20 protein-coding genes are annotated in these 26,206 nt (G+C 69.2%); 14 read left to right on the forward strand and 6 right to left on the reverse strand.

Annotated elements, in window-relative coordinates; all coding sequences use genetic code 11:
- The first annotated feature begins 2 nt into the window (after nt 1-2).
- The 6 genes from AORI_RS46910 to AORI_RS46935 all read left to right on the forward strand — a co-directional run bounded on the left by AORI_RS46910 (nt 3) and on the right by AORI_RS46935 (nt 8,148).
- Nucleotides 3-2,957 (forward strand): ATP-binding protein, encoded by a 2,955-nt coding sequence (locus AORI_RS46910; RefSeq protein WP_043847918.1) that lies wholly within the window; start codon nt 3-5, stop codon nt 2,955-2,957.
- The gene (locus tag AORI_RS46915; protein WP_016331581.1) at nt 2,954-5,119 is read left to right on the forward strand and encodes a hypothetical protein; all 2,166 of its coding nucleotides are present in this window, start codon (nt 2,954-2,956) and stop codon (nt 5,117-5,119) included. Before AORI_RS46910 ends, AORI_RS46915 begins: the two co-directional genes overlap by 4 nt.
- Nucleotides 5,120-5,122: 3 nt before the next feature.
- Nucleotides 5,123-5,719, forward strand: a complete 597-nt coding sequence (locus tag AORI_RS46920; protein ID WP_016331582.1) for a hypothetical protein — start codon at nt 5,123-5,125, stop codon at nt 5,717-5,719.
- A gap of 4 nt (nt 5,720-5,723) precedes the next feature.
- A complete protein-coding gene (locus tag AORI_RS46925) occupies nt 5,724-6,722 on the forward strand; it encodes a C40 family peptidase (RefSeq protein WP_016331583.1) in 999 nt (332 codons plus the stop codon).
- Nucleotides 6,723-6,824: 102 nt separating this feature from the next.
- The gene (locus tag AORI_RS46930) at nt 6,825-7,916 is read left to right on the forward strand and encodes a hypothetical protein (protein WP_016331584.1); all 1,092 of its coding nucleotides are present in this window, start codon (nt 6,825-6,827) and stop codon (nt 7,914-7,916) included.
- Nucleotides 7,917-7,950: 34 nt separating this feature from the next.
- Nucleotides 7,951-8,148, forward strand: coding sequence for a hypothetical protein (locus tag AORI_RS46935; RefSeq protein ID WP_016331585.1), 198 nt, complete (start codon nt 7,951-7,953; stop codon nt 8,146-8,148).
- Between the two features lie 164 nt (nt 8,149-8,312).
- Here the strand turns inward: AORI_RS46935 and AORI_RS46940 are convergent, their stop codons facing one another.
- Nucleotides 8,313-9,278, reverse strand: a complete 966-nt coding sequence (locus AORI_RS46940; protein ID WP_016331586.1) for an ATP-binding protein — start codon at nt 9,276-9,278, stop codon at nt 8,313-8,315.
- A 134-nt stretch (nt 9,279-9,412) separates the two neighbouring features.
- Here AORI_RS46940 and AORI_RS46945 point away from each other — a divergent pair, with 134 nt between their 5' ends.
- Together AORI_RS46945 and AORI_RS46950 are read left to right on the forward strand one after the other, a co-directional pair.
- Nucleotides 9,413-10,822, forward strand: a complete 1,410-nt coding sequence (locus AORI_RS46945) for an RNB domain-containing ribonuclease (RefSeq protein WP_016331587.1) — start codon at nt 9,413-9,415, stop codon at nt 10,820-10,822.
- The gene (locus AORI_RS46950) at nt 10,819-11,580 is read left to right on the forward strand and encodes a helical backbone metal receptor (RefSeq protein ID WP_016331588.1); all 762 of its coding nucleotides are present in this window, start codon (nt 10,819-10,821) and stop codon (nt 11,578-11,580) included. The genes AORI_RS46945 and AORI_RS46950 overlap by 4 nt, the downstream gene beginning before the upstream one ends.
- A 40-nt stretch (nt 11,581-11,620) precedes the next feature.
- Here the strand turns inward: AORI_RS46950 and AORI_RS46955 are convergent, their stop codons facing one another.
- Nucleotides 11,621-13,051: an aldehyde dehydrogenase family protein gene (locus AORI_RS46955; RefSeq protein WP_016331589.1), complete on the reverse strand. Its 1,431-nt coding sequence runs from the start codon at nt 13,049-13,051 to the stop codon at nt 11,621-11,623.
- Nucleotides 13,048-14,379: a 4-aminobutyrate--2-oxoglutarate transaminase gene (gabT, locus tag AORI_RS46960; RefSeq protein ID WP_016331590.1), complete on the reverse strand. Its 1,332-nt coding sequence runs from the start codon at nt 14,377-14,379 to the stop codon at nt 13,048-13,050. Before gabT ends, AORI_RS46955 begins: the two co-directional genes overlap by 4 nt.
- A gap of 110 nt (nt 14,380-14,489) precedes the next feature.
- Here gabT and AORI_RS46965 point away from each other — a divergent pair, with 110 nt between their 5' ends.
- Nucleotides 14,490-15,959, forward strand: coding sequence for a PucR family transcriptional regulator (locus AORI_RS46965; RefSeq protein WP_043847920.1), 1,470 nt, complete (start codon nt 14,490-14,492; stop codon nt 15,957-15,959).
- Here AORI_RS46965 and AORI_RS46970 read toward each other — a convergent pair.
- Nucleotides 15,943-16,677 carry a cache domain-containing protein gene (locus tag AORI_RS46970; protein ID WP_016331592.1) on the reverse strand — a complete coding sequence of 245 codons (735 nt, stop codon included), beginning with the start codon at nt 16,675-16,677 and terminating at the stop codon, nt 15,943-15,945. The two genes, AORI_RS46965 and AORI_RS46970, sit on opposite strands and share 17 nt — an antisense overlap.
- A gap of 32 nt (nt 16,678-16,709) precedes the next feature.
- Nucleotides 16,710-17,453, reverse strand: coding sequence for a FadR/GntR family transcriptional regulator (locus AORI_RS46975; RefSeq protein ID WP_034313079.1), 744 nt, complete (start codon nt 17,451-17,453; stop codon nt 16,710-16,712).
- Between the two features lie 158 nt (nt 17,454-17,611).
- Here AORI_RS46975 and AORI_RS46980 point away from each other — a divergent pair, with 158 nt between their 5' ends.
- From AORI_RS46980 to AORI_RS47000, 5 genes are all read left to right on the forward strand, one after another.
- Nucleotides 17,612-19,033 (forward strand): gamma-aminobutyraldehyde dehydrogenase, encoded by a 1,422-nt coding sequence (locus tag AORI_RS46980; RefSeq protein WP_016331594.1) that lies wholly within the window; start codon nt 17,612-17,614, stop codon nt 19,031-19,033.
- A 20-nt stretch (nt 19,034-19,053) separates the two neighbouring features.
- Nucleotides 19,054-20,148: an ABC transporter ATP-binding protein gene (locus tag AORI_RS46985; protein WP_043848590.1), complete on the forward strand. Its 1,095-nt coding sequence runs from the start codon at nt 19,054-19,056 to the stop codon at nt 20,146-20,148.
- A 28-nt stretch (nt 20,149-20,176) separates the two neighbouring features.
- Entirely contained in the window at nt 20,177-21,382 is a 1,206-nt protein-coding gene (locus AORI_RS46990; protein WP_016331596.1) for an ABC transporter substrate-binding protein, read from the forward strand.
- A gap of 73 nt (nt 21,383-21,455) precedes the next feature.
- Complete coding sequence (locus AORI_RS46995; protein ID WP_016331597.1) at nt 21,456-22,340, forward strand: ABC transporter permease; 885 nt, start codon at nt 21,456-21,458, stop codon at nt 22,338-22,340.
- Nucleotides 22,341-22,349: 9 nt separating this feature from the next.
- Entirely contained in the window at nt 22,350-23,156 is an 807-nt protein-coding gene (locus tag AORI_RS47000) for an ABC transporter permease (RefSeq protein ID WP_016331598.1), read from the forward strand.
- Between the two features lie 48 nt (nt 23,157-23,204).
- Here AORI_RS47000 and AORI_RS47005 read toward each other — a convergent pair whose 3' ends face one another.
- Complete coding sequence (locus AORI_RS47005; protein ID WP_016331599.1) at nt 23,205-26,189, reverse strand: PQQ-dependent sugar dehydrogenase; 2,985 nt, start codon at nt 26,187-26,189, stop codon at nt 23,205-23,207.
- Nucleotides 26,190-26,206: the final 17 nt, after the last annotated feature.

The following is a 26,206-nucleotide window of genomic DNA, read 5'->3' on the forward strand; positions in this document are numbered from 1 at the left end:
CGTTGTTCGGTCGCGGCGGAAGCCGAGGAAAACGTGATCGAGACCTGCAGCAAGGGGCCTGGAGCCCGCCCCAGCAGGTCCGCTCCGCGCAGCCCAAGAAGGCCGGCAAGGGGAGGCGGTTGCCCGGCGAGGCGGCCATACCCTCATATACCCCGTCGATCGCGGCGCGAAGCATCGACGGGCACCTGTTACGCACCGGTTATGAGGTGTACGCCTGGTACCGGCTCGCGCCGCAGCGCTGGTCGTTCCGGTCGGATTCGCAGCGCCGTGACCTGATCGCGGCCATCGCCGGGCAGTACGCGGAGCTCCAGGGCCGCTGGCTGCACCTGCGCGTGACCAACCGGCCGTACCCGATCCGCATGTGGGCCGAGGCCCACGTGCACAACGCCGTCGGCCGTCCCCAGGACGTCCAGGGCGCGCTGTCCTTCGACGACTACCTCATCGGCGAGCAGCAGCAGCTGATGGGCCGCTCAATGGCCGAAAAAGAGGTCTATCTCGGCGTCCAGGTGCAGACCCGGCGGATGATCGACCGCGCGGTCGAGAGCGCCGCCCCGGTGCTGCGCAAGATCCTGCCCGAGGCCGTCGACGCCGAGCTGGCCGCGCTCGACTCCGAGGTCGAGCACCTCGACCAGGTGATCGGCTCCGCCGGGCTCGAAGGCCGTCCCGTGCACGCCGAGGAGATGTCCTGGCTGATGCACCGCTCGTGCTCGCTGGGCCTGCCCGCGCCGCGCAACATGCCCGCGGTCCCGGGTGCCGCCTGGGAGCCCGAAGACCTCGCCAGCTTCACCGACGCGGCGGACTTCCACGCCGAGCCGTATGCGCCGACGGTCACCGTCCGCGGCCGCACCGGGTCGAACGCCGGGGTCTCGCGGCATCTCGCGGTCCTCACCGTCGGCCAGATGCACGGGTTGCAGATCCCCGAGGTCGACGACCCCTGGATCCAGCACGCGGACCGGCTGCCCGCCGCGGTCGAGGTCTCCGCGCGGATCTACGTCCGGCGTCCCGAAGAGGTCGCCGGTGAGCTGCAGCGCCAGATGAACAAGGTGCGTTCGCAGGTCAAGCACTACACCGACGAGCACGAACTGGAACCGCCGCAGTCGCTGGCGCGCCAGGCCGGCCGGGTGCTGGAGATCGACGACGAGATGACGTCGGGCTTCACCGCGCTGGCCACGCGTGTGCGTTCGTGGTGGCGGCTGGCGGTGTCCGGGCCGACGGAGCGGGACGCGCTGCGCCTGGCCCAGCAGCTTCTCGACCTCTACAAGCCGAAGATCGCCGTCGAACATCCCGAGGCGCAGTACGCGCTGGCCAGGGAGTTCATCCCCGGCGAGCCACTGGCCTCGGCGGCGTACATGCGCCGCGGTTCGGTCGTGTGGGCGTCCTCGGCGGTGCCGACCGCGACGGCCGAGGTGGGCGACCGCCGCGGCATCCTGCTCGGCGAGACGGTGACCGCGACCCGGCGCCCGGTGGCGTGGGACCCGTGGATGGCGCAGGAGATCCGCGACGGTTCCGGCCTGACGGCGATGGTCGCCGGCCTCGGTGGCGGCAAGTCGTTCCTCGGCGGCGGCATCGTCTACAAGACGCTGCGCGCGGGCGCGCACTGGACGATCCTCGACCCCTCGGGCCCGCTGTCGCGGCTGTGCGACCTGCCCGAGCTGCGACCGTACGCGCGGCCGATCAACCTGCTCAACGCGCAGCCCGGCATCCTCAACCCGTACCGGGTGGTCGCCGAGCCGCAGATCGAGCACTTCATGGACGAGGACGACCCTGAGCGCTCCTGGCGGAGGGAGAAGGCCCTCGCGGGCGCGACGCGCCGCCGTCTCGTGCTCGACGTCCTCACCGGTGTCCTGCCGTACGAGGTCTCGCGGATGGCGCAGACCCGCATCGTGCTGCTGCGCGCCGTCCGCGCGGTCGGCGGCCGGTTCGACGCCGACCCGGGCCAGGTCATCGACGCGCTGCGCCGTGACTCCAGCGAGCACCACGAGCACGCCGTCGTCGTCGCGGACTTCCTCGACGAGATGCGCGAGCGGATGGCGCTGCTCATCCCGGAGACCGACGCGGACCCGTACTCCGAGACCCGCGACGACCGGATGACCGTGCTGACCATGGCGGGGCTGACCCTGCCCAAGGACGGCGTCCCGCGCGAGTACTGGACGGACGCGGAATCGCTCGGCGTCGAGATGCTGAACCTCGCCGCGTGGCTGACCCAGCGATCGGTCTACGAGAAGCCGAAGGAACTGCGCAAGGGCGTCTGGATCGACGAGGCGTTCTTCCTCTCCGAGGTCCCGACCGGCCGCGTGCTGATGAACCGCTTCGCGCGTGACTCGCGAAAGTGGAACGTCCGGGTGCTGCTGTCCTCGCAGATCCCCGCGGACTTCCTGAAGATCCAGGGTTTCGTGGCGCTGCTGGACTCGGTGTTCGTCGGCCGTCTCGACGACGACGACGCCCAGGCCGACGCGTTGCGCCTGCTGAAGGTCCCGGTCGGTGTCGGCTACGAACAGGTCGTCGCGGCGCTGGGCCGCCGTCCCGGTTCGCAACGCGACATCCAGCGCGACGTCGAGCCGCGGCAGTTCATCTTCGGTGACGGCGCCGGCGGCGTGGAGCGGATCCGCGTCGACTTCTCCGGCCCGCACCTGGACCATCTGCGCCGGGTCATGGACACCACGCCGGGTTCGGCCGACGCGAAGCCGTCGAAGCCGGGCAACGAACTGGCGGTCCCGGAGGAGAAGCAGTACGTCCCGACACCGCCCGAGGACGACTTCGAACTCGAAGAAGACCTCGAGCTCGCGGCCGAACTCGAGGTCGGCCTCACCGATGAGCAGATGCTCGGCGCCCCGGACCCGTTGGCGGCCGAAACCGGAGAAGTGCAAGGCGCTGTCCAAAATGGACACAACGGGAACGGGAGTCAAGGCGAGCACGCGCGCGCCGGCAAGGGTGGCACCGGCAGGGATGCCGCATGAACACAGTGCTGACACTGGCGTTCGTGCTCGCGTTCGCCGCCGGCTGGCACGCGCTGCGCCGCCGCCTCAAAGAGGGGCCCCGCCCGGGCAAGACCAGACCGAGCCGTCGCGCGACGATGTTCGTCGTCATGCTGATCCTGGGGCTGCAGGCCGTGGCGACCGCTCCGGCGGCGTCGGCCGCGGCCTGTGGTGAGGCGCCGAACCCGGAACGGCCCGGCGCGGGCATGGTCGGCGCGCTCGACCCGCCCGCCACCGCCCGAGGCGAAGGCGGCAGCCCGTACAACGTCTACGGGTACGCGGGACACGTCTGGGACACCTTCGAAACCGACTGCGGCCCGCTCGCCGGGATCACCTCGCCCAACTCGACGATCGACACCTGGGCGGGCAACCAGCTGTTCAACATCGGCAAGAACATCGTCGGTGCCACGAACTCGCTGCACTACACCGTGCTGCAGGGCAGCCTGCTCAGCCCGCTGTACAACGCCGTCAAGGCCGGGGCCGAGAAGGTCTACAACAACATCTACGCCCAGTTGTTCGGCCTGGCCGCGCTGATCATGTCGATCATGTTGTTCCGCAACATCTGGCGCGGCGATCTCGCCGCCGTCAGCAAACGGGCGCTGTACGGGCTCGCCGCGGTCTGGCTGGCCGCGTCCTCCCTGGCGTTGCTGCGGTTCCTCGATCCGATCGACAACGCGATCGTGCAGACCACGACCAACATCCAGGCCGGCTTCATCGACGAGGCGAAGACCCCGCCGCCGTCCCAGCCGCAGCCGCCCAACGCGCAGCCGTGTCAGGCGACTCCGGAGGCCGTGGCCGCGCGCCAGCCGTGGGACCGGGTCCCGACCGAGCTGCATTGCCGGGTCGTCTATGACAACTGGCTCCGCGGCGAATTCGGCAGCCCGGACTCGCCGCAGGCGATCCAGTACGGCCCGGCCCTGCTGGACGCGCGGGCGTTCACCTGGGGTCAGATCCAGCAGGGCGGCGACGCCGACGCCGCGCTGGTCGACTCCAAGAAGGCGGCGTTCAAGGACATCTCCACCAAACTCGGCCCGGCGACCGGGTACTTCACCGGTGAGGACGGCAGCCGCGTCGGCGCCGGTTTCCTTTCGCTGGGCCAAGGGATCTTCTACTCGCTGTTCCAGCTGCTGGCCAAGGCGACGGTGCTGCTGGCGCAGGTGCTGATCAGGATCTTCGTCCTGACGGCTCCGCTGATCGGCCTGATCGCGCTGCTGCAGCCCCAGATCATGCAGCGCATCCTCAAGGTGGTCGGCGCGGTCGCCTTCAACCTGATGGTGCTTTCGGTACTGGCCGGCGTGCACACGCTGCTCCTGGAAGCGATCTTCACCGCGGGGAACTCGCTGTCCCTGCTGACGAAGATGGTGCTGGCCGCCATCATCACCGTGCTGCTGTTCATGGTCGGCCGTCCGGTACGGCGGCTGTGGCAGATGGTCGAGATGTCCGTCGGCATGGTCGGCGGCGCGATGCCGTCGCCGCGCGGCGGGCTTTTCTCCCGCTTCCGCAAGAAGAACAACGAACCGACCCCGCAGGACGCCTTCTGGCAGAACGTCCGCGACACCGACGACGTCGTCGACGGAGACCTCCGCGGTCCCGTCGGCGCGACGGTCGGCGGCGGGCGGTTCCGGCCCGAGGCGACGATCTTCGCCAGCTCCCAGCGGCTCGACAACGGTTCCGGCGCCATCCGCCCCGCGGCGGCGTGGTCGGGAGCGCCGTGGCCGGGTGCCGTCGGCGGTGGCGGCGGGCTGCCCGCGCTGCCCGCCGGTGGTGGTGGCGGCGTGCCCGTGTTCGGCCAGTACAACCCGTCCGCGGGCAACCCCGGCGACTCCATGTTCACCTCGGGCGGGCGGAGCCCGATCCAGGTCCCGAGCCGCCGGGTGGACACCTCTCCGGTCGCCGACCGGCGCTGGAGCGACGAACCGGAGCCGGTCGTGGTGCCGTCGCGGATGAACTCCACGGGCGGCGGTTACACCACTCCCGACTACTCGGGTGCCGTGCCGGTGCAGGCGGGGCCGTCGACGCCGCGTCCGCGCCGCGTCGACCCCGAAGTCGTCGCGGGCAAGCCGGTCTTCGTGCTGTACCGGCCTTCGCGCGGGCTGGAGGTCCGCGAGGAAGTCCGGGACACAGACCACGCAGTGGGCCGGTGATCCATGCCGATCCGGACCAACCGCGGGCGTACCGCGGTCTACCGCAGACTGTGGGGCTGGCCGCTTCGCTCGCCCCGCCACCTCGTCGGCACGCTGGTGATCCTCGCGGTCGTGCTCACCGCCTTGGGCATCCTGCTGCCCAAGGCCATCGGAAAACCGGGACAGACGGCGAACGGGCCGGGTGCTTCGGCGACGACCACCTCGCGAACCGGCGTCGCGGCGCCGGTGACCGTGACGTCGACCTTGCCGCCGAGGCTCACCACCCAGCCGCCGCCGTCTTCCGCGCCACCTGACCAGGACGGGGTCCGGGTCGCCAAGGAGTGGGTGACGGCATGGGCGAATCATCCCGACGGCACGACGACCGAGCAGTGGCTGAACGGCTTGCGGCCGTACACCACCGAGGAGTACCTGGCCGGGGAAATGACCTCGGTGGATCCCGCGAACATCACCGCGACCAGGGTTTCCGGGGAGCCGCAGGTCGCGTCCTCGGTGGTCGGGTCGATGGAGGTCGACGTCCCGACGGACGGGCCCAAGGTCCGGGTCACCGTCGTCAAGACGAACCCGGGATGGCGGGTCACCAAGTACACGCAAGCGGGCTGACCCGATGAAGATCGGGATCATCGTCGGCGTGCTGATCGCCGCGGTCTTCGCCGCGGTCGTCACCACGAGCACGGTCACCAAGGTGGTGACCGATCATGTCGAGGCGCAGTCGGGCGGGGTCGTCAAGACCTCCTGCGACGCGTCGATCGGGCCGACCCTGCCGGGGCAGACCGATCGCGGTTCTTCGGACGTCAACAAGCTGGACGAGGAACAGAAGGGCATCGTCGCGCTGATCATCTCGATCGGCAAGCAGCGCACGCTGTCCCCGCGCGCGTGGCAGGTGGCGATCCAGGCCGGGATGACCGAGTCCAAACTGCGGAACCTGACCTACGGCGACCGCGACTCGCTCGGCATCTTCCAGATGCGCCCGTCGATGGGCTGGGGCACCGTCGCCCAGGTCACCGACCCGCCGTACCAGGTCAACAAGTTCTACGACGTCCTGCTCGCGGTGCCGGACTGGGAGAACATGCGGCCCGGCGACGCCGCCCAGCGCGTCGAGCGCTCCGGCTTCCCCGACCGGTACCACAACTGGGAGCCGATGGCGGCGCTCCTCGTGCAGAACGAGGGCCAGGTCGTCGACGTCGTCGGCTGCGGGACGAGCGTCGGCAGTGTCGTGCCGCCGAGCCAGGCGGCCGCGCAGGCCATCAAGTTCGCCCTCGCCGAGCAGGGCAAGCCGTACGTCTGGGGCGCCACCGGTCCGAACAGCTACGACTGTTCCGGGCTGATGCTGCGGGCCTACGAGTCGGCGGGGATCATCATCCCGCGGGTTTCGCGTGACCAGTACAAGGGCGGCGCGATGCTGCCGGTGCGCCAGGCGCAGCCGGGTGACCTGCTGTTCCTCGCCACCGTGCCGTCGAACCCGGCGACCATCCACCACGTGATGATGTACCTGGGTGACGGCAAGATCGTCGAAGCGCAGCAGACCGGGGTGCCGGTGCACATCCGCGATTTCTCCTTCGACGAGGCCGAAGTGGTCGCGCAGGCGGTCCGTCCTGGCGTTTAGCATGGTGAAAGCGTGGTATCGCGACCGCGGGACCATCGGATTCACCCGAAGTGGCGGCCTGTCCACCGGCGAGCGGCCGCACACTGGCAGAGGATGAAGAACGTGGCACGGAAATTCGGAAGGCGAGGCAAGCCCGCGGCGGGAGCCGGCCAGGAGGTCGACCCCCGCGATCTTTTCGGCACCGCCCAGCCCGCACGGCAGGCGGCGCGTCCGGCGTCGAGCACGCCGCTGGCCGACCAGCTGAACCAGGGCTGGCCGGGTGTCGATCCCGGTTACGTCGTGCTGCCGCGTTCGCTGGCCGAGGGGATGTCGCTACCGTGGCAGCAGCAGATGGCCGCGCTGCTGGCCCAGTTCCACCAGGAGAACGGCAGGCTCGCCTGGCCGATCTACCGGGTCGTCCCGTCGCGCTACGAGAAGCTCGTCGATCTCGACGAAGAGCAGCTGGCGGAGGCCGGCTACCTGGTCGAGATGGACACCGAAGGCGAGATGATCTACCGCGAGCGGAGCGGACGGAAGGTCGAGGATCCGGCGAACACCACGGTGCTCGTCTCGTGCCTTGATCCGATCCCGAAGCCTTCGCAGCGTCAGGCACCTCCGCCGCCTTCGCAGGCCGCGCCGCCGGCGACCGGGCAGCCGCCGCGTGCTCCGGCGCCGATGAACATCGGACCCGCGCCGGTGTGGCGCACGGTCACGCCGCCTGCCGGCCCGCCCGCGCCGCCGTTGCCGGGCAATCACGGGGCTCCGCAGGCTCCCGCCCCTCAGGCCCCCGCACCGCAGGCGCCCGCGCCTCAGCCGCCTGTGTCCCAGGCACCTCCGACCCAGCCACCGGTGTCCCAGGCGCCGCCTCCGCTGCCTCAGCCCAGTCGGATGCAGCCGCCGCCGGTCAGCGCCCCTCCGGCCACTCCGGAGGTGCAGCCCGCGGCGGCCAGCCAGGCCGAACCGGAGCCGCCCGTGAGCCCTCCGGATCCGCCTGTCACGGCTCCGCCGTCGGTCGCGATGCCGGCGTCGCCTCCGCCGGGCATCCCCGTCGCCCCGGAACCGGCGACCCCGCCGCGTGGCGTGCCGATGCACCGCGGCTGGTTCGACGAACTCGCCGAGAACGTGCCGGAAAGTTCGAAGGTGGATCAGCCCGAGGGCGGCGAGTTCGGCCCGACCGGCGATCCCACGGAGATCCCCTACCGCTATCGCAAGTGATGACAGGACGTCCGGGTGATGTCAGGCTTGACGTATGTCGAGCGACCCGAACCCGGATCAGGGCTGGTACTTCAACACCAAGACGAACCAGGTCGAGCACCTGGAACGAGGCCGGAGTATCGACCTCCTCGGCCCGTACCCGGACGAGGCGACGGCCAGGCGCGCCCTGGAGATCGCCAAGGAACGCACGAGGCAGGCCGACGCCGAAGACGCCAAGTGGAACGGCGACTGACCCGGGGTAGGACCTCGTGAGTGGCGATAAGGGTTAGAACCCGAAACGCCACTCACGACCACCCGGGCCGATCGCCCGCTTACCCTCCAGCGACGTTGCGAAAGCCACTTTCGCAACCTTCAACGTTGCGAAAGTGGCTTTCGCAACGTGCCGCGTCCGGCAGTTCAGGCGTCCTGCCCGGCGAGTGCCGGTCCCAGCACGAACTCCGGATCCACCTGGGCCGTCAGATCTTCCCCGGCCCGCCCGCTGCCCCAAGCCCGCGCGTTGCGCAGGTGGAACTCGACGCCCTGACGCTGATAACGCGCCCAGTCGCGCCGCTCGCCGTCGACGGTCGCGAGCATCGAGCCCAGCGTCCCGAGGTTGTGCGCCTCGAGTTCGCCGATCGGGCGCGCGCGGCCGCGTTCGGCGGCGCGGACGTGCCGCGAGTTCTCCATCCAGCCCAGCAGGGCGTCGCCGACCTCTTCGCGCAGGAACTCGATGTCCTCGTCCTCGGTCACCTTGTTGCCCACGACGACCAGCCGCACGCCGAAGTCCCGCGCGTAGTCGGCGTACTGCCGGTACACGCCGACGCTGCGCACGGTCGGCTCGCACACCAGGAACGTCACGTCGAACCGCGTGAACAGCCCGGACGCGAACGCGTCGGCACCCGCGGTCATGTCCATGACCACGTATTCGCCCGCGTCGTCGATCATGTGGTTCAGCAGCAGTTCCGCCGCGCCGACCTTCGAGTGGTAGCAGGCGACGCCGAGATCGTCCTCGTCGAACTGCCCGGTGACGCCGAGCCGCACGCCGCCGAACTCGCGGAAGCACGCCTCGAAGATCGGGTTGTCCTCGAACGGCCGGACCAGCCGTGACCCGCGCCCCGGCGGCGTCGTCTTGATCATCGAGGCCGCGTCGGCGATCCGCGGGTTGTCGCCGCGCAAGTACTCCTTGATCAGGCCCATGTTGTCGCCCAGCGTCGGCCACGCGATGGCCTCTTCCTCGCTCGCGCCGAGCGCGACGGCGAGGTGCTGGTTGATGTCCGCGTCGATCGCCAGCACCGGTTTCCCGCCGTCTGCCAGGTACGCGGTGAACAGCGACGCCAGCGTGGTCTTGCCGCTGCCGCCCTTCCCGACGAACGCGATCTTCACGCCACGGCCCTTCCTGTCGTTTTGAAAAGGGTATCGGTTTTCATTTCGATCCGTAACGTACACCCGACCGGCCCGCGCCCGAACGGGCGATCAACGGCGCCGGATCGGGATAGGGTTGGGTGGTGCCTCCACTCGTGATCAGGACACCTGCGGCGGGAGGGGACTTCGGTCACCTGCGCGCCGAGTTCGCGCTGCCGGAGTCGTTCGGGCCCGACGTGCTCGCCGAGGCGGAGGCGGCCGTCGTCGACCCGCTCGAGTCGGCCGGGGACCGGGAAGACGCCACCGGTCTGCCCTTCGTCACCATCGACCCGCCCGGTGCCAAGGACCTCGACCAGGCGGTGCTGATCGAACGCGCCGACGGCGGCGGGTTCCGGGTCCACTACGCGATCGCCGATCTGGCCGCGTTCATCCCGCCGGGTGGCGCGCTCGACAAGGAGGCACGCCGCCGCGGCCAGACGCTCTACCTGCCCGACGGGAACGTCCCGCTGCACCCGCCGGTGCTGTCCGAGGGCGCGGCGAGCCTGCTGCCGGGGGAGACCCGGCCCGCCGTGCTGTGGACCATCGACGTCGACGCGAACGGCGAGCCGACGGCGACCAAGGTCCGCCGGGCGCTGGTCCGGTCGATCGAGCAGTTCGACTACGAGACCGTCCAGGCCTCGATCGACGCGGGAAACCCGCATCCCTCGGTCGCCGCGCTGCCGGAGCTGGGCCGCCTGCGCCGCGAACTCGCGATCCGGCGCGGCGCGGTCGAACTGCAGCTGCCGGAGCAGGAGATCAACGGCGACCCCGACGGCGGCTGGGCGCTGATCCAGCGGCCGCGCAACGACGTCGACGCGTGGAACGCCGAGATCTCGCTGCTCACCGGCATGGCCGCGGCCGAGATCATGATCGACGCGAAGATCGGTGTCCTGCGCACGCTGCCGCAGCCCGATCCCGAGGCGGTCGAATGGCTGGGCCGGTCCGCGCAGGCGCTGAACATCGAGTGGCCCGAAGGCAAGAGCGTGTCGGAGTTCCTGGCCGCGCTCGACCCCGGCCAGCCCGCGTCCATGGCGCTTTTCGCCGATACCACAAGGCTTTTGCGCGGCGCCGGGTACACCGCGTTCGACGGCGAACTGCCGGAGCTGACGACCCACGCCGGGATCGGCGGCGCGTACGCCCATGTCACCGCGCCGATCCGGCGGCTGGTCGACCGGTTCGCCACCGAGATCTGTCTCGCGGTGAGCGCGGGGCGCGAGGTGCCCGAGTGGGTCCGCGCGGCGCTTTCGGAGGTGCCGGAACAGATGTCGGCGTCCGACACGCTGGCGGCCAAGGTCGAGCGTGCGTGCATCGATCAGGTCGAGGCCTGGGTCATGGCCGAGCACATCGGCGAGGAGTTCGACGCGATCGTGCTGCGGGCCGACGACGCCAAGTCGGAGATCCTGATCGAGAATCCCCCGGTCATGGGCAAATGCGCGGGTGAGAAGCCGCCGGAAGGCGAGCGGATCCGCGTCCGGCTCACCGCGGTGGACGTCGACAAGCGGAAACTGTCGTTCGAGCGGGCATGATCGACGACCTCGGCGAAGTGGTCCCGCTGCGCGAACCGGCGTCGCGGGTGGTCTCGCTCGTGCCGTCGCTGACCGAGGCCGTCGAGGTGAGCGCGCCGGGAAGGCTCGCGGGCGCCACGGACTACTGCACCCATCCGGTGGATCTGGACGTCCCGAGGGTGGGCGGCTCGAAGTACCCGAACGTGGACAAGGTGCTCGAACTCGCACCGGATCTGGTGCTGGCCAACTCCGAGGAGAACCGGCCGGAGGACGTGGAACGCTTACGCGCCAACGGGATCCCGGTCTGGGTGATGGAGGCGTCGGCGACCGTGCCCAGCGCGCTCGCCTCGATCCGGCGGATTCTCACGCAGGCCTACGACCTCGCCGAACCCGAGTGGCTGGTCGAGGCGGAGGAGATCTGGCGGGAAACGGTGCCGGAGCGCTTCCGCGCGGTCGTGCCGGTCTGGCGGAAGCCGTGGATCGTGCTCGGCAGGGACACCTTCGGCGGCGACGTGCTGCGTCGCGTCGGAATCGGCAACGTCTACGCCGACGACGAAGAGCGTTACCCCCGCCCGAAGCTCGACGAGCTCCAAGCGCGCTTCGCGACCGAAGACGCGAACCTGCTCGTGTTGCCCGACGAGCCCTACGAGTTCACTGCCGACGACGGCCCCGAAGCGTTCCCCGGCGCGAAGCACGTCCTAGTCTCCGGCCGCTATCTGACCTGGTACGGCCCTTCGCTCGTCGAAGCGCACGCCCACCTCACGCATTTAGTCCTCTGAATGCGGTCGTAGCGCATCCAGAGGACTAAATGCGGGCAGGTCAGAGGGTCAGGCCGGTCAGGACGGTGACGCGTTCCTCGGTGAAGTCCGCCATCGCCGACGCCGGGCCTTCGCGGCCGACGCCGGAGTCCTTCACACCGCCGTAGGGCATCTGGTCGGCCCGGAAGCTCGGGACGTCGCCGACGAGCACGCCGCCGACACGCAGCTTCGCGGACACGTCGAACGCCGTCGGCAGGTCACGCGTGAACACGCCCGCCTGGAGACCGAAGCGCGAGTCGTTGATCCGCCGCACGCCGTCTTCCACCGAGTCGACCCGCGTGATCGACACGACCGGCCCGAAGACCTCGTCGGCCATCACCGACGCGTCCTCCGGCACGTTCGCGAGCACCGTCGGCTCGACAGTCGCGCCGTCGCGCTTGCCGCCGGTCAACAGCTCGCCGCCCGCCTCGACCGCCGCCGTGATCCACGATTCCACCCGGGAAGCGGCGTCGGTGTTGATCAGCGGCCCGACGTCCACGCCGTCAGTCCGCGGATTGCCGGTCCCGAGCGCGCGCACCTGCTCCAGCACCTTCGCCTGAAGCTCGTCGTAGACGTCGGCGTGCGCGTACACGCGCTGCACCGAGATGCACGACTGGCCGGCCTGGTACATCGCGAACGTCGCGATCCGCTGCGCCGCGAAGTCCAGGTCCGTCCAATCAGGACAGACGAGCACCGCGGCGTTGCCGCCGAGTTCGAGCGCGACGTGCTTGCGCGGCACGCTGTCGCGGATACTCCAGCCCACCGGCACGGATCCGGTGAACGACACGACCGGCAGCCGCGGGTCGGCCACCAGCTTGGCCGATTCCTCGTTGCTCACCGGGAGGATCGACCAGCTGCCGGCGGGCAGCTGGGTCTCGGCGAGGATCTCGCCGAGCAGCAACGCGGTCAGCGGCGTCGCGGGCGCGGGCTTGAGCACGATCGGCGCGCCGACCGCGATCGCCGGCGCCACCTTGTGCGCCACCAGGTTCAGCGGGAAGTTGAACGGCGTGATGCCGAGCACCGGGCCCTTCGGCACCCGGCGCACGAGCGCGAGCCGTCCGGTGCCGCCGGGGTCGGTGTCGAGCCGCTGCAGGTCACCGGAGAACCGGCGGGCCTCCTCGGCGGCCCAGCGGAACGTCGACGCCGCCCGCCCGACCTCGCCGCGCGCCCACTTCAGCGGCTTGCCCGACTCGGCGGTGATCAGCTGTGCGATCTCTTCGGACCGCTCACCCAAAACTCGGGACACGTGGTCCAACGCGCCCGCCCGGACATGCGCGGGCAGCGTCGCGAACTCGTCCTGAACGTCGTGCGCGGCCTGGACCGCGGCTTCGATGTCCGAAGTGGACGGAGCGTGATGCGATCCGGCCTCGCTCCCGTCGAAGGAGTGACGGACGACGACGGTCTCGTCGCTGGTGACCGGCTTTCCGGCTACCCAGTAAGGGAACGTGGTCACTTGGCGGCCTCCGTACGGACAGCGTGCTCCAGGACCGACAGGCCCTCTTCGAGCAGTTCGGTGGACAGGGACAGCGGCGGCAGCAGACGGACGACGTTGCCGTAGGTGCCGCAGGTGAGGACGACGACACCCGCCTGGTGGCAGGCCTGCGCGACCCGCTTGGTCAGGTCGGCGTCGGGTTCGGTGGTGCCCGGCTTCACGAACTCGGCGGCCAGCATCGCGCCGCGGCCGCGGACGTCGCCGATCACGCCGGTCACCTCGGCCAGTGCGCGCAGCCGCGGCAGCACCGTGTTCTCGATGCGCTTCGCCGACGCGGCGAGGTTCTCCTGGCGCATGATCTCGATCGAGCCGAGCGCCGCGGCACACGCGATCGGGTTACCGCCGTAGGTGCCGCCGAGGCCACCCGGACCGACGGCGTCGAGCAGTTCCGCGCGGCCGGTGACGGCGGCGAGCGGCAGCCCGCCCGCGATGCCCTTGGCGGTGGCGATCAGATCGGGCACGACGTCCTCGTGCGTGGACGCGAACCACTCACCGGTGCGGCAGAACCCGGTCTGCACCTCGTCGGCGACGAAGACGACGCCGTTCTCGGTGCACCAGCGGGAAAGCGCGGACAGGAAACCGGGAGCGGGCTCGATGAAGCCGCCTTCCCCCTGGACCGGCTCCAGCACGACGGCCGCGACCTGGTCGCCGCCGATCTGCTTCTCGATGCGGTCGATGGCGATGCGCGCGGCCTCGGGGCCGGACAGACCGTCGCGGTACGGGTACGAGCCCGGCACCCGGTAGACCTCGGGCGCGAACGGGCCGAAACCGTGCTTGTAGGGGATGGACTTCGCGGTCAGCGCCATCGTGAGGTTGGTGCGGCCGTGGTAGGCGTGGTCGAACACGACGACCGCCTGGCGGCCGGTCGCGGCGCGAGCGATCTTCACCGCGTTCTCGACGGCTTCGGCGCCGGAGTTGAACAGCACCGAACGCTTCTCGTGCGTGCCCGGCGTCAGCTTATCGAGTGCTTCGCACACCTCGACGTAGCCCTCGTACGGCGTGACCATGAAACACGTGTGCGTGAACCGGCCTGCCTGCTCGCGGACCCGGTCCACGACCGCCGGGGCGGCGTGGCCGACGTTGGTCACCGCGATGCCGGAACCGAAGTCGATCAGGACGTTGCCGTCGGCGTCGGTGAGCAGGCCGCCTTCGGCCGAGGTGACGTAGACGGGCAGCACCGAGCTCACGCCCGCGGCGACGACGGCGGCGCGCCGTTGCTGCAGGGCGCGCGAGGCGGGGCCGGGGATCTCGGTGCGCAGCCTGCGCTGCGTTTCGGTGGTGGCGGTCACGGCCAAACTCCTGCGGACGCGAGGGACGGTGGTCGCCCTCCAGGATGGGAGCCGCGCCCGGCGCCGTCAGCTCGACATCTTGTCGATATCGAGGCGTAGAGTTGGACAACATGGCACTGACCCTCGCCGCCCTCGTGGCCGAACGCCCGCTCGGCCTGCGGGTGCGCGCGGCCGAGGCGGGGCTCGACCGGGCGATCGGCTGGGTCCACCCCACCGAACTGACCGATCCGCAGGCCTTCCTCGAAGGGGGCGAACTGCTGCTGACCACCGGCCTCGCCCTCGATGAGACCACGTCACCCGGGTACATCCGGCGCCTGGTCGACGCGGGCGTGGCGGGGCTCGGTTTCGGGGTCGGCCTCAGTCACGAGAGCATTCCTCGGTCTCTTGTGGACACCGCGGAGGAGGTCGGGCTCCCGGTGCTGGAGGTGCCGAGGGAGACGCCGTTCATCGCGATCACTCGCGCGGTTTCCCGTGCGGTCGCCGCCGACGAGTACGCCTCGCTCGTGCGCACCGGCAAGGGGCAGCAGGAACTGACGAGGACCGCCGTCGGCAAGGGCGGCCCCGGCGGGGTCGTGCGGAAGCTGGCGAAGCTGATCGACGGCTGGGTCCTCCTGCTCGATTCGTCAGGCGCGGTCACCGAAGCTTCGCCCTCCGCGCGGCCCTTCGCCGGCGAACTCCAGGACGACTTCGCGCGGCTGCGCGCGGGCACGCTGGTGACGGTGGCGGGGGAGTACGAGGTCGTCCTGCAGACGCTCGACACTCGGGCGCGCGGCGTGCTCGCCGTCGGCACCCGTGAACCGCTCGACGCCGCAGGACAGCACATCGTCAATACCGCGGTGTCGTTGCTTTCCCTTGCCCTGGAACAGAACCGTGAGTACAGCGGAGCCTTGCGGCGGCTGCGGTCGGGGCTGTGCGACCTGCTCGCCGCGGGACACGGTGAACTCGCCACGCGGACGATGAAGTCGCTCTGGGGCGGTGTCCCGGAAGCGCCATGGTCCGTGCTGGCCGTCGCCGGTCCCGCGAGTGCGCGCCGATCGCTCGCCGACGCGCTCGACGCCGAACTGGCGGGGGAGACGGTGTTCTTCGGTGAGTCCGGGGCGTTCGTGCTCGCCCTCGGTGACGTGGAGGCGGTCGTCCGGCACGCATCCCGGATCGGTGGATTGCACGCCGGGCTGTCGGAGCCAGTGTCCATAATGGACTTTCCGACGGGGTTACGGCAGGCGAAACAGGCGGCGGAAGCGGCGAAGGCCGAGCGGTCCCCACTGGTCCGGTTCGCCGAACACGCCGGACGCGGCTTCTTGGAGATCGTCGATTCCCAAGCGGCGCAAGCGTTTTCGGACAGCCTGCTGGCGCCGCTGCGGCACCATGACGAAACCGGCAGGGGAGAACTGGTCGCCTCGCTGACCTGCTGGCTCGAACACCACGGTCACTGGGATCTGGCGTCCGCGCGGCTCGGCGTCCACCGGCACACCCTGCGCAACCGCATGCGCAAGGTCGCCGAACTCACCGGCCGCGACCTCGATTCCCCAGGGGTGCGCGCCGAATTCTGGCTCGCGTTGCAGGTCAGCGCTCGGACCTGACCAAGGCGATCGGCGAGTCCCCGCAGCGCCGCAGCTGCGTGCCGGTCTCCGTCGTGACCGGCTCCGCGCCGGCGGACCACCACGCCGGGACGTCGACCTCGCGGACCAGCGAGCCCGTGGCCTGCCGCGCGTTGTTCGACACGATCACCCTGCCCTGCGCGTTGACCAGCGCCGCGCGGCCGCCGAGGGCGCGCAGCTTCGGCTGCAGCAGGCGCTCGACCTCGCGCACGTAGATGTCCGCGCCGACGACTCCAGCGAAAGCCCCGCCGCGCTGGACGGGGACGGTGAAGGTCAGCGTGTACTCGTCGGTGCAGAGGTAGTCGACGTACGGGCCGTTGATGTGGCGGCGGCCCGTGTCACGCGGGACGGTGAACCACGACTGCCGGGTGTAGTCGAGGAAGTTCTCGCTGTCCGGATCGAGGCTGATGACCAGTCGCACCGGCTCGGCGTCGCCGGTCTCTGTCCACCACTCGAAGCCGAATTCCTGATCGGACAGCAGATTCGGCGCGCTGATGAACCCGGCACCGACGACCAGGCCACCGAGGACCTCGAAGACCTGCGGCCGGAGACGGGTCAGGTCTTCCGCGGTGGCATCGGCGGATGCGGCCAGGAGCCCCTCGGCGCCGGCCAATACCGGCTTCAGCCGGCCGAAGACGTCCTCGACCAGGGCGGATACCTGTTCCACGACCTCGGAACCGGCGGACGGTGTGTCGTTCACGATGCTCACCTCGGATGCGCGGATGCCGCAGCTTAAGGGGCCAGAAGGTCTAAATGCACGTCCGCCAGCCGGTCTATCGCTTCGAGGATGTGCTCCTCGGTGAGCTTCCTGGCCAGCTCGCCGTCGCCCTGCGCGATGGCGGCGGCGATCGCGCGGTGTTCGGCGTAGGCGTTCTCGCGGGTGCCGTGCGGCTCGAGCGGCAGCCACAGCAGCCCCCCGCGTTCGCTCTGCAACTGCACTTCTTCCCGGGTCAACCGCGGCGATTGGGCGGCCGCGGCGACTTCGAGATGGAACTGGCGCTCGGCGCGCGACGCTTCCGCGCCGGTGGCGGTGCGGATGTCCTCGGTCGCCAGTTCGAGCCGCTCGATGTCCTCGGGCGAACTCCGCTCGGCGGCGAGTTTGGCCGCGGCGCCCGCGATCGCGAGGTAGTGATCGCCGACGTCGCGAAGCTCGGACAGCGAGACCGTGCGAAGGCGCTCTCGCCACGAAGCTGCCGAAGGATTGGCAGGCGTCTTCACGAAGCTTCCGCCGCCTCGGCCGCGTCGCGTCTCGACAAGGCCCTGCTGTCGCAAGGCCACAAGCGCTTCGCGAACCGTCACGGTGGAGACGCCGAACTGGGCGGCCAGCTCGGCTTCGCTCGGGAGCTGTTCCGAATCGGCCAGCAGCCCGAGCGTGATGGCGTCGACCAGCCGCGCGGTGACCGCTTCCGCCCGGCCGATCTGGTCGAGCGGAGCGAACATCGCTGATCGCGCGCTGTGCGACATCCCCTTACGCATGGTGGCCCTTCGCCCGTACCGCTACCCGATGGAAGCAATCTTGCACCATCGTCTTGTCATTTAACCTATGGATTTATATGTTTTAGCTCCCGCGCAGCCCCACGAGGGAGCAAGGGACCTTTGCTACCACCTCACGCCCCCAGGCCCCTGGAGGTCTCGTGCAGCAGTTGAAGCACTTCATCGGCGGTGAGTACACCGGATCCGCGTCGGGCAAGGTCGCCGACATCGTCGATCCCGTCACCGGCCGCCCGTATTGCACCGCCGCCGTCGCCGGCCCCGAAGACGTCGATCGCGCGCTCAAGGTCGCGGCCGCCGCGTTCGAAACCTGGCGTGAGACCACGCCCGCGCAGCGCCAGCTCGCGCTGCTGAAGATCGCGGACGCCGTCGAAGCCCGCGCGGACGGCCTCGTCCTCGTCGAATCGGCGAACACCGGCAAGCCGGTCGCGCTCACCGCGGCCGAAGAACTGCCGATGATCGTCGACCAGTTGCGGTTCTTCGCGGGGGCCGCGCGTGTCCTCGAAGGACGGTCGGCGGGCGAGTACATGGAAGGGCATACCTCTTTCGTCCGCCGAGAACCGATCGGCGTGTGCGCGCAGGTTACGCCGTGGAACTATCCGCTCCTCATGGCGGTCTGGAAGATCGCGCCCGCGCTCGCCGCGGGGAACACCGTGGTGCTCAAACCGGCCGACACGACACCCACGTCGACCCTGCTCCTCGCCGAGATCTGCGCCGAATTCCTGCCGCCCGGCGTGCTCAACGTGATCTGTGGCGACCGCGACACCGGACGGGCGCTCGTCGAGCACGAGATCCCCGCCATGGTGTCCATCACCGGCTCCGTGCGGGCAGGGATCGAAGTCGCCGCTTCGGCCGCGAAGGATGTGAAGCGCGTCCACCTCGAACTCGGCGGTAAAGCGCCCGTAGTCGTCTTCGCGGACGCCGACATCGAAGCGGCCGCAGAAGGCATCGCCGCGGCCGGGTACTTCAACGCGGGCCAGGACTGTACGGCGGCGACGCGCGTCCTGGTCGCCGACGAGGTCCACGACACCTTCGTCGCGGCTCTCACCAGGCAGGCGCGGGCGACCACCACCGGCAAGCCCGACGACACGTCGGTCACCTATGGCCCGCTCAACAACGCCGCCCAGCTCGACCGGGTCGCCGGTTTCGTCGACCGGCTGCCCGCGCACGCGATAGTCCACTGTGGAGGCAAGCGGCATGGGGACGAGGGTTACTTCTACGAACCGACGGTGATCTCCGGGGTCCGCCAGGACGACGAGATCAGCCAGACGGAGATCTTCGGTCCGGTCATCACCGTGCAGCGCTTCGAGACCGAAGCCGAAGCGCTCGCCGCGGCCAACGGCGTCGAGTACGCGCTCGCGTCGTCGGTGTGGACCACCGACCACCAGCGGGCGATGCGGCTGGCCGGGAAGCTCGATTTCGGCTGCGTGTGGATCAACACGCATATCCCGCTGGTCGCCGAAATGCCGCACGGCGGCTTCAAGAAGTCCGGCTACGGCAAGGACCTCTCGCTCTACGGCCTCGAGGACTACACCCGCGTCAAGCACGTGATGAGCGCGCTGTGACGACCACCGAAAGGCACGCCATGCCTCATCAAGCGCCCACCGCCGCCGCGGGGGAGCAAGGGACCTTTGCTACCACTTCCGCAGGTGGAGGCGACATTCCGGCCATCCGGCTGCGCGGGCTGCGCAAGGAGTTCGGCCAGGTCCACGCGGTCGACGGCGTCGACCTCGACATCCCGCCCGGCGAGTTCTTCTCCATGCTCGGCCCGTCCGGCTCCGGCAAGACGACCGTGCTCCGCATGATCGCCGGCTTCGAACTGCCGACGGCGGGCACGATCGAACTCCACGGCCGCGACGTCAGCCGCCTCGCGCCCTTCGACCGCGACGTCAACACCGTCTTCCAGGACTACGCGCTCTTCCCGCACATGACGGTGCAGCAGAACGTCGAGTACGGCCTCCGGGTGAAACGCGTCCCCCGCGCGGAGCGCCGTCAACGCGCGAAGGAGGCTCTCGACACCGTCCGGCTCGGCGAGTTCGGCGAGCGCAAACCCGACCAGCTTTCCGGTGGTCAGCGGCAACGGGTCGCCCTCGCCAGGGCGCTGGTCAACCGGCCCAAGGTGCTCCTGCTCGACGAACCGCTCGGCGCGCTCGACCTGAAACTGCGCCACACCATGCAGACCGAGCTGAAACAGATCCAGCGCGAGGTCGGCATCACCTTCATCTTCGTCACCCACGACCAGGACGAGGCGTTGACGATGAGCGACCGCATCGCGGTGTTCAACGCCGGCCGCATCGAACAGGTCGGCTCACCGGTCGAGGTCTACGAGCGGCCCGCGACGGCGTTCGTCGCCGGCTTCGTCGGCACCTCGAACCTGCTCAGCGGCGGCGGCGCCGAGAACATCATCGGCGAACCCGGTGTGTTCAGCATCCGCCCCGAGAAGATCCGCATCGACGCCGATCTCTCGAAATCCGCCGGGGTCGGCGAGACCAGCGCCACCGGCACGGTCACCGACACCGTCTACGCCGGCGCGACCGTGCGCTACGAGGTCACCCTCGACGCCGGCGGCCAGCTCTCCGTGGTCCGGCAGAACACCGCCGAACCCGCGGACTTCGAAGGCGGCCGCGTCCGCCTGAGCTGGCGGCACGAACACAGCTTCCGCGTCCCCGAAGCCGGTTAGCTCTCCCCCTGTACCGAAAGGTTGTTCAATGAAGAACAGGAAACTCGCGCTCGCCGGCCTGCTCGGCGCCGGCCTGCTCGTGGCCGCCTGCGGAACCTCCGGATCCAGTTCGACCGCCGCCGCGCCCGGCGGACAGGGTTTCACCCCGCCGAAGCTCGATGCGCTCGCGCAGCTCGGCCAGCCGGAAGGCCAGGTCAACGTGCTGGCTTGGCCCGGCTACGCGGAGAACGGCTCCAACGACCCGGCCGTCGACTGGGTCACCGGCTTCGAGAAGGAGACCGGCTGCAAGGTCAACGTCAAGGCGTTCGGCACCTCCGACGAGGCCGTGAGCCTGATGAAGACCGGACAGTACGACGTCATCTCCGCCTCCGGTGACGCGTCGCTGCGGCTCATCGCGTCCGGCGACGTCGAACCGGTGAACACCGCGCTCGTGCCGAACTACGCCGACGTCTTCGACTTCCTCAAGAACCGGCCGTGGAACAGCGTCAACAACGTCTCCTACGGCGTGCCCCACGGCTGGGGCGCGAACCTGCTCACCTGGCGCACCGACAAGGTGACCCCGGCGCCGACGTCGTGGTCGGTCATGTTCGACGCGAACAGCCCGTACAAGGGCAAGATCACCGCCTACGACTCGCCGATCTACATCGCCGACGCCGCGCTGTACCTGCAGACGCACAAACCCGAACTCGGCATCAAGAACCCGTATGCCTTGGACGACAAGCAGTTCCAGGCCGCCGTCGACCTGCTCAAGCAGCAGCGGCCGATGGTCGCGGAGTACTGGTCGGACTATCTGAAGGAGAGCCAGGCACTCAAGAGCGGTGACGCCGTGGTCGGCACCGCCTGGCAGGTGACGGTGAACCTGACCAAGAGCGAGGGCGCGCCGGTCGAGTCCGTGCTGCCGTCCGAAGGCGCGACCGGCTGGTCGGACACCTGGATGGTGGGCGCGAAGTCACCGCACAAGACGTGTTCCTACAAGTGGCTGAACCACATCGTCAGCCCGAAGGCGAACGCCCAGGTCGCCGAGTACTTCGGTGAATCGCCCTCGAACCCGAAGGCGTGCGCCGAAACCAAGAACAAGGCGCACTGCGAGACCTTCCACGCCGGTGACGCCGCGTACGCCTCGAAGATCCAGTACTGGACGACGCCGATCACGCAGTGCCTCGACGGCCGCACCGACGTCAAGTGCAAGGACTACGGCGAGTGGACTCGCGCCTGGACCGAGATCAAGGGCTGACCTCCCGACTCCGGGAGCGGCCGGTGGGCCCCCCACGCCGGCTGCTCCCGGTCCCATCTCAAGGCGGAAGATGATGACGACCACCCTCGACTCGCCACGGCGGAAAGCCTCCGCCTACCTGTACCGCAAACCCAAGCTACGGCTGGGAATCCTGCTCTCCGCGCCGATGCTGTGGCTCGGCCTCGCCTACCTCGGCGCGCTGGCCGCGTTGTTCGTGACCGCGTTCTGGAGCACCGACGTCTTCACCGGCCAGGTCGTGACCGAGTGGTCGCTGAACAACTTCCTCACCCTGTTCAGCGACGCGGTGTATCGCACGATCACCCTCCGGACGGTCGGGATCGCCGCGCTGGTCACGGTGGTCACCGCGATCATCGCCTTCCCGATGGCGTTCTACATGGCCAAATTCGCCTCACCGAGGGCACGGCGGCTCCTGGTGATCGCCGTCATGACGCCGCTGTGGGCGAGCTACCTGGTGAAGGCCTACGCGTGGCGGACCATGTTGTCCGGCAACGGAGTCCTGCACTGGCTGCTGAACCCGTTCGGCCTCGACACCCCGGGTTACGGCGTGCTCGCGACCGTGATCACGCTGTCGTACCTGTGGCTGCCGTACATGATCCTGCCGATCTACGCGGGCCTGGAACGGCTGCCGAACTCGTTGGTGGACGCCGCGAGCGACCTCGGTGCCCGGCCGTTCCGGACGTTCCGCTCGGTGGTGCTGCCGGTGACCTTCCCGGCCGTCGTCGCCGGCTCGATCTTCACGTTTTCCTTGTCACTGGGCGACTACATCGCGGTGAAGATCGTCGGCGGCACGTCGCAGATGCTCGGCAACGTCGTCTACGACAACATCGGCGCGGCCAACAACCTCCCGTTCGCGGCGACCGTCGCGACCGTGCCCGTGGTGATCATGCTCGCCTACCTCGCCGCCGTGCGCCGCACGGGCGCGCTGGACAACCTGTAGGAGCGCGCGATGCGGCTTTCCCGGACGACCAAATACCTGCTGCTGGCGGCGCTGGTGCTCGGCCTCGGCGTCATCTACTTCCCGCTGCTGGTGGTCCTGCTCAATTCCTTCAACGCGGACACCACCTTCGGCTGGCCGCCGTCGAGCTTCACCCTCGAATGGTGGGGCCGGGCCGCGGAGAACGAAGGCGCGCTGAACGCACTGTGGACAAGTGTCCAAGCAGGACTCGCGGCCACCGCGATCGCCTTGGTACTGGGCACAATGGCGGCCTTCGCACTGCAGAAGTACCGCTTCTTCGGCCGCAACCAGGTGTCGCTGCTGATCATCCTGCCGATCGCGCTGCCCGGTATCGTCACCGGTATCGCGCTGAACAACGCCTTCCGCACGATCCTCGGCATCGACCTCGGCCTGTTCACCGCCATCGTCGCGCACGCGACGTTCTGCATCGTGGTGGTGTTCAACAACGTCGTCGCCCGCCTGCGGCGTATGGGCGGCAACCTCGAAGAGGCGTCGATGGACCTCGGCGCCGACGGGCTCACGACGTTCCGGCTGGTGACCTTCCCGATGCTGCGTTCGGCCCTGCTGGCCGGCGGCCTGCTCGCCTTCGCCCTGTCGTTCGACGAAATCATCGTCACGACGTTCACCCTCGGGACCGGGCTGGAGACCCTGCCGATTTGGATCCTGAACAACCTGTTCCGGCCGAACCAGGCGCCGATCGTCAACGTCGTGGCGGCGGTGCTGATCCTGGCCTCGACGGTGCCGGTCTATCTGGCGCAACGGCTTTCCGGCGACACGACGTCGGGCGGACGGCTTTAGACGGCGAAACGCCGGTGCGACCCTTTGCGGGCCGCACCGGCGTCTCACTCAGTATCGACGGTCTTCGATCGCTCCTGTCGATCCGTTGTAGGTGATGTAGCCGTACTGGAAGTCACTGCGCTTACCGGTCGGGATGTTGTATTCGCCGCTGGTGGGGAAGCCGAGGTACGAGGTCTCCCAGCCGAGGTCGCGCCAGCGAAGACGGATCAATCCCTTGACCTCCCAGGCGACGTTCGTTCCCGCACGCCAGTAGATCGAGTGATCGAAGCCGCCCTGGCGGAAGTGGTTGTACTTCCCGGTGTTGCTAGGTGTCCACGTCTCGTCGGTGATGGGATAGCCGACTCCGTTCTCCCAGCCGATCGCCGACCACCGCGCACGGATCAACCCGTGGACTTCGTAGGCGCCTGTCGACGGCGTCCAATAGATCGAGCCTGCCTGGCTGAAGTGGTTGTATTTGCCCACACCGTCCGGAGTCCCGCTCTCATCGGTGGTGGGATAACCGAAGTACCTTTCCCAGCCGAGTGCTCGCCACTTGTTCCGGATTTCGCCCTTGATGTAGTGCGCTCCGGTAGCGGCCGTCCAGTAGATCGACGAGCCGGCGAAGTGGTTGTACCGGCCAGTCCCGTCCGGCGTCGCCGCTTGATCGGTGGTCGGGGGACCGAGTAGGCCTGCTTCTGATCCGGTCTCGAGCCATTTGTCGCGGATGGGGCCATAGATCGCCATCGCGCCGAAGCCTGGTTCCCAATAGATCGTCCCGGCGCCGGTCGCAGGGCCGCCCTCGAACTGATTGAAGCGACCGTTGGTCGTTTTACCCGCGGCTTCGTCCGTGGTCGGGACTCCGAGGAAGGCATGCGCGCCAAGCGCGACGTACTTTTCGTGGATCGCGCCGGAGACGGCGGTCACACCGGTCCTCGGCGTCCAGTAGAGACGACCGTAGGCGTAAGGACGCCAGTGAACACCGTCTTCGATGACCTCGATCCCCGTTGCGGGACCCAGTCTTCCCTGAAGTGGGGCGTCTTCGGCGTAGCGCTTCTCGATGGGCGACTGGTAATCGGCACGTAGTTGCGTTTCGCCCGGGAGCACTATGAACTCGCGCTTCGGTGACGTACTGGAGTTGTCTGCCCACCGGGTGAACGGCGCTCCGTCGAACGCAGTCGACGGTGCGGTGACCGAGACCCCGGAACCGACGGTCACCCACCTGTCGACGGCTTGGCCCTGACCGCCGCCCACATCGAATCGGGCCTCCCGCGACCCACCGATCGAGACCCTCGCCAGCCGCGGCAGGGCGACGTACCGCTCCCTGCTCACGACACCTCGGCTGCTGGTCGCGTACGCGGTGATGATGATCTTGCTGTCGTTGTCCCGCGGGTAAACCAGCGAGAAGATTTCATCCGACCCGGTGCGCACGCTGGTCGTGCAGCTGTCCTGAACCGGGCAGATCACCTGCTCCGCCGTCCAGTAGACGTTGCGCCACCCATCGACGGGATCGGTCGCCTTCGCCGTGAACCTGATCGACTCGCCTGCTTGGAAGCGCGCGTCCGGCCCCGGCGAGGACATCGTGACCGTCGGACCGGCGGTGCCGGGGGTGACGGACTGGGTCGTGCTCGTCGCCGTCCCGTGGCTGTCCTTTGTGGTCAGGGTGACGGTCACCTTCTCGGCCGCGGCGTCGTAGACGTGGGACACGACGCGTCCGGTTCCGGTATCGCCGTCGCCGAAGTCCCATTCGTAGCCGAGGTCGTCGAAGTCCGGGTCGGTCGAAGCGCTCGCGTCGAACCGCACCGTGCGGGTGCCGGGGTCGATGGTGACGTCAAAGGAGGCCACAGGAGCCTTGTTGGCCGGAAGGTAGCTCAACCGCCGTAGGGTCGACGTGCTCGCGTCCGCCGCCACGATGTCCCCGTTGGGCGCGGTCGCGAGGGCGGCGGGATTGCCGATCCCGGACGCGAGTACCGCGGGCTGATCGACCACCTTGCCGGCGCTGTCGAACCTCAGCGTCGACAGCGTGCCCGCGCCTTTGTCCGCCACGAAATGCCGTGCACGGTAGGACTCCGGGTACGACGTACCGGCGTAGAAGACCCCACCGAGAATGTCGCCGTTCGTGTGGCGTGCCGTTTCCGTCAGCGGCGCGGTGTTCAGCACGTTGCCGCACTCGGCCAGGTCGCGGTAGCCGGGTGTCTTGCCGGTTCCTTCCCAGCACGGCCATTTCTGGTTCTGGCCTGGCAGGGCGATGTTCACCTCGTCCCGGGCCGCCCATCCGTTGTCCGTGACCACGATTCCGCCACGCTGGTCGAGCGTGATCCGCGGATCCCGGAGCCCGCTGAGATAGTTGCGGCTGCGCCACGAATCCGGCGTGGCCATGTCGTAGAAGGGATTGCTCCCGACGCCGACGCCGTTGGGGGTGACCCGCAGGATCTTCCCGGTCGGCTGACCCGGGTCCAGCGCGCGCAGCGCGAACTTGTCCACGGTGTCCTTGGTGGCGGTTCCGGGTGCCTGGTCGGCGGCGTTGTCGCCGACCGCGATCCAGAGCACTCCGCCCGACGGATCGACGGCGAGATCCTGGATGCCCCGGCTGTCGGAGTTCGCGGGGAGCTGAAGTACCGGTCTTTCGTCGGTGAGCCCGGTCGGCGCGTCCGTTCCCTGCACTTGCCATTGGCTGACGCGGAAGGCCCGGTCGCCGCCGTTCGACAGTGCTCGTGCGGTGTAGATCGTTCGGCTGGTGGCGAAATCCGGGGCCACCGCGATACTCGTCAAACCGAGTGAACCCCCGGTGTAGACCGGGATCGACGCGATTTCACTCGGCTGTCCGCCCTTTGGTGTCCAGCGTACGGAGCCATGCCTGCCGGTCGTGAGGACGCCGCCGTCAGGCAGATAGGCCACGTCGGTGAGGTCACCGGCCGGTTGGCCGGTCGGCGTATCGGTCAAGACGAACCCGGCGGGCAGTACCGGCGCCGCCGCGGCGACAGGTGCCGTGACGACTGTGACGCCGAGAGCGGTCAAGATCGCCGTCGCGGCGGCGATGGATCTTCGAGTGCGCATCGGACCTGCTTTCTTCG

It is taken from the genome of Amycolatopsis keratiniphila (assembly GCF_000400635.2).
In the GTDB taxonomy this organism is placed as follows: Bacteria; Actinomycetota; Actinomycetes; order Mycobacteriales; family Pseudonocardiaceae; genus Amycolatopsis; species Amycolatopsis keratiniphila.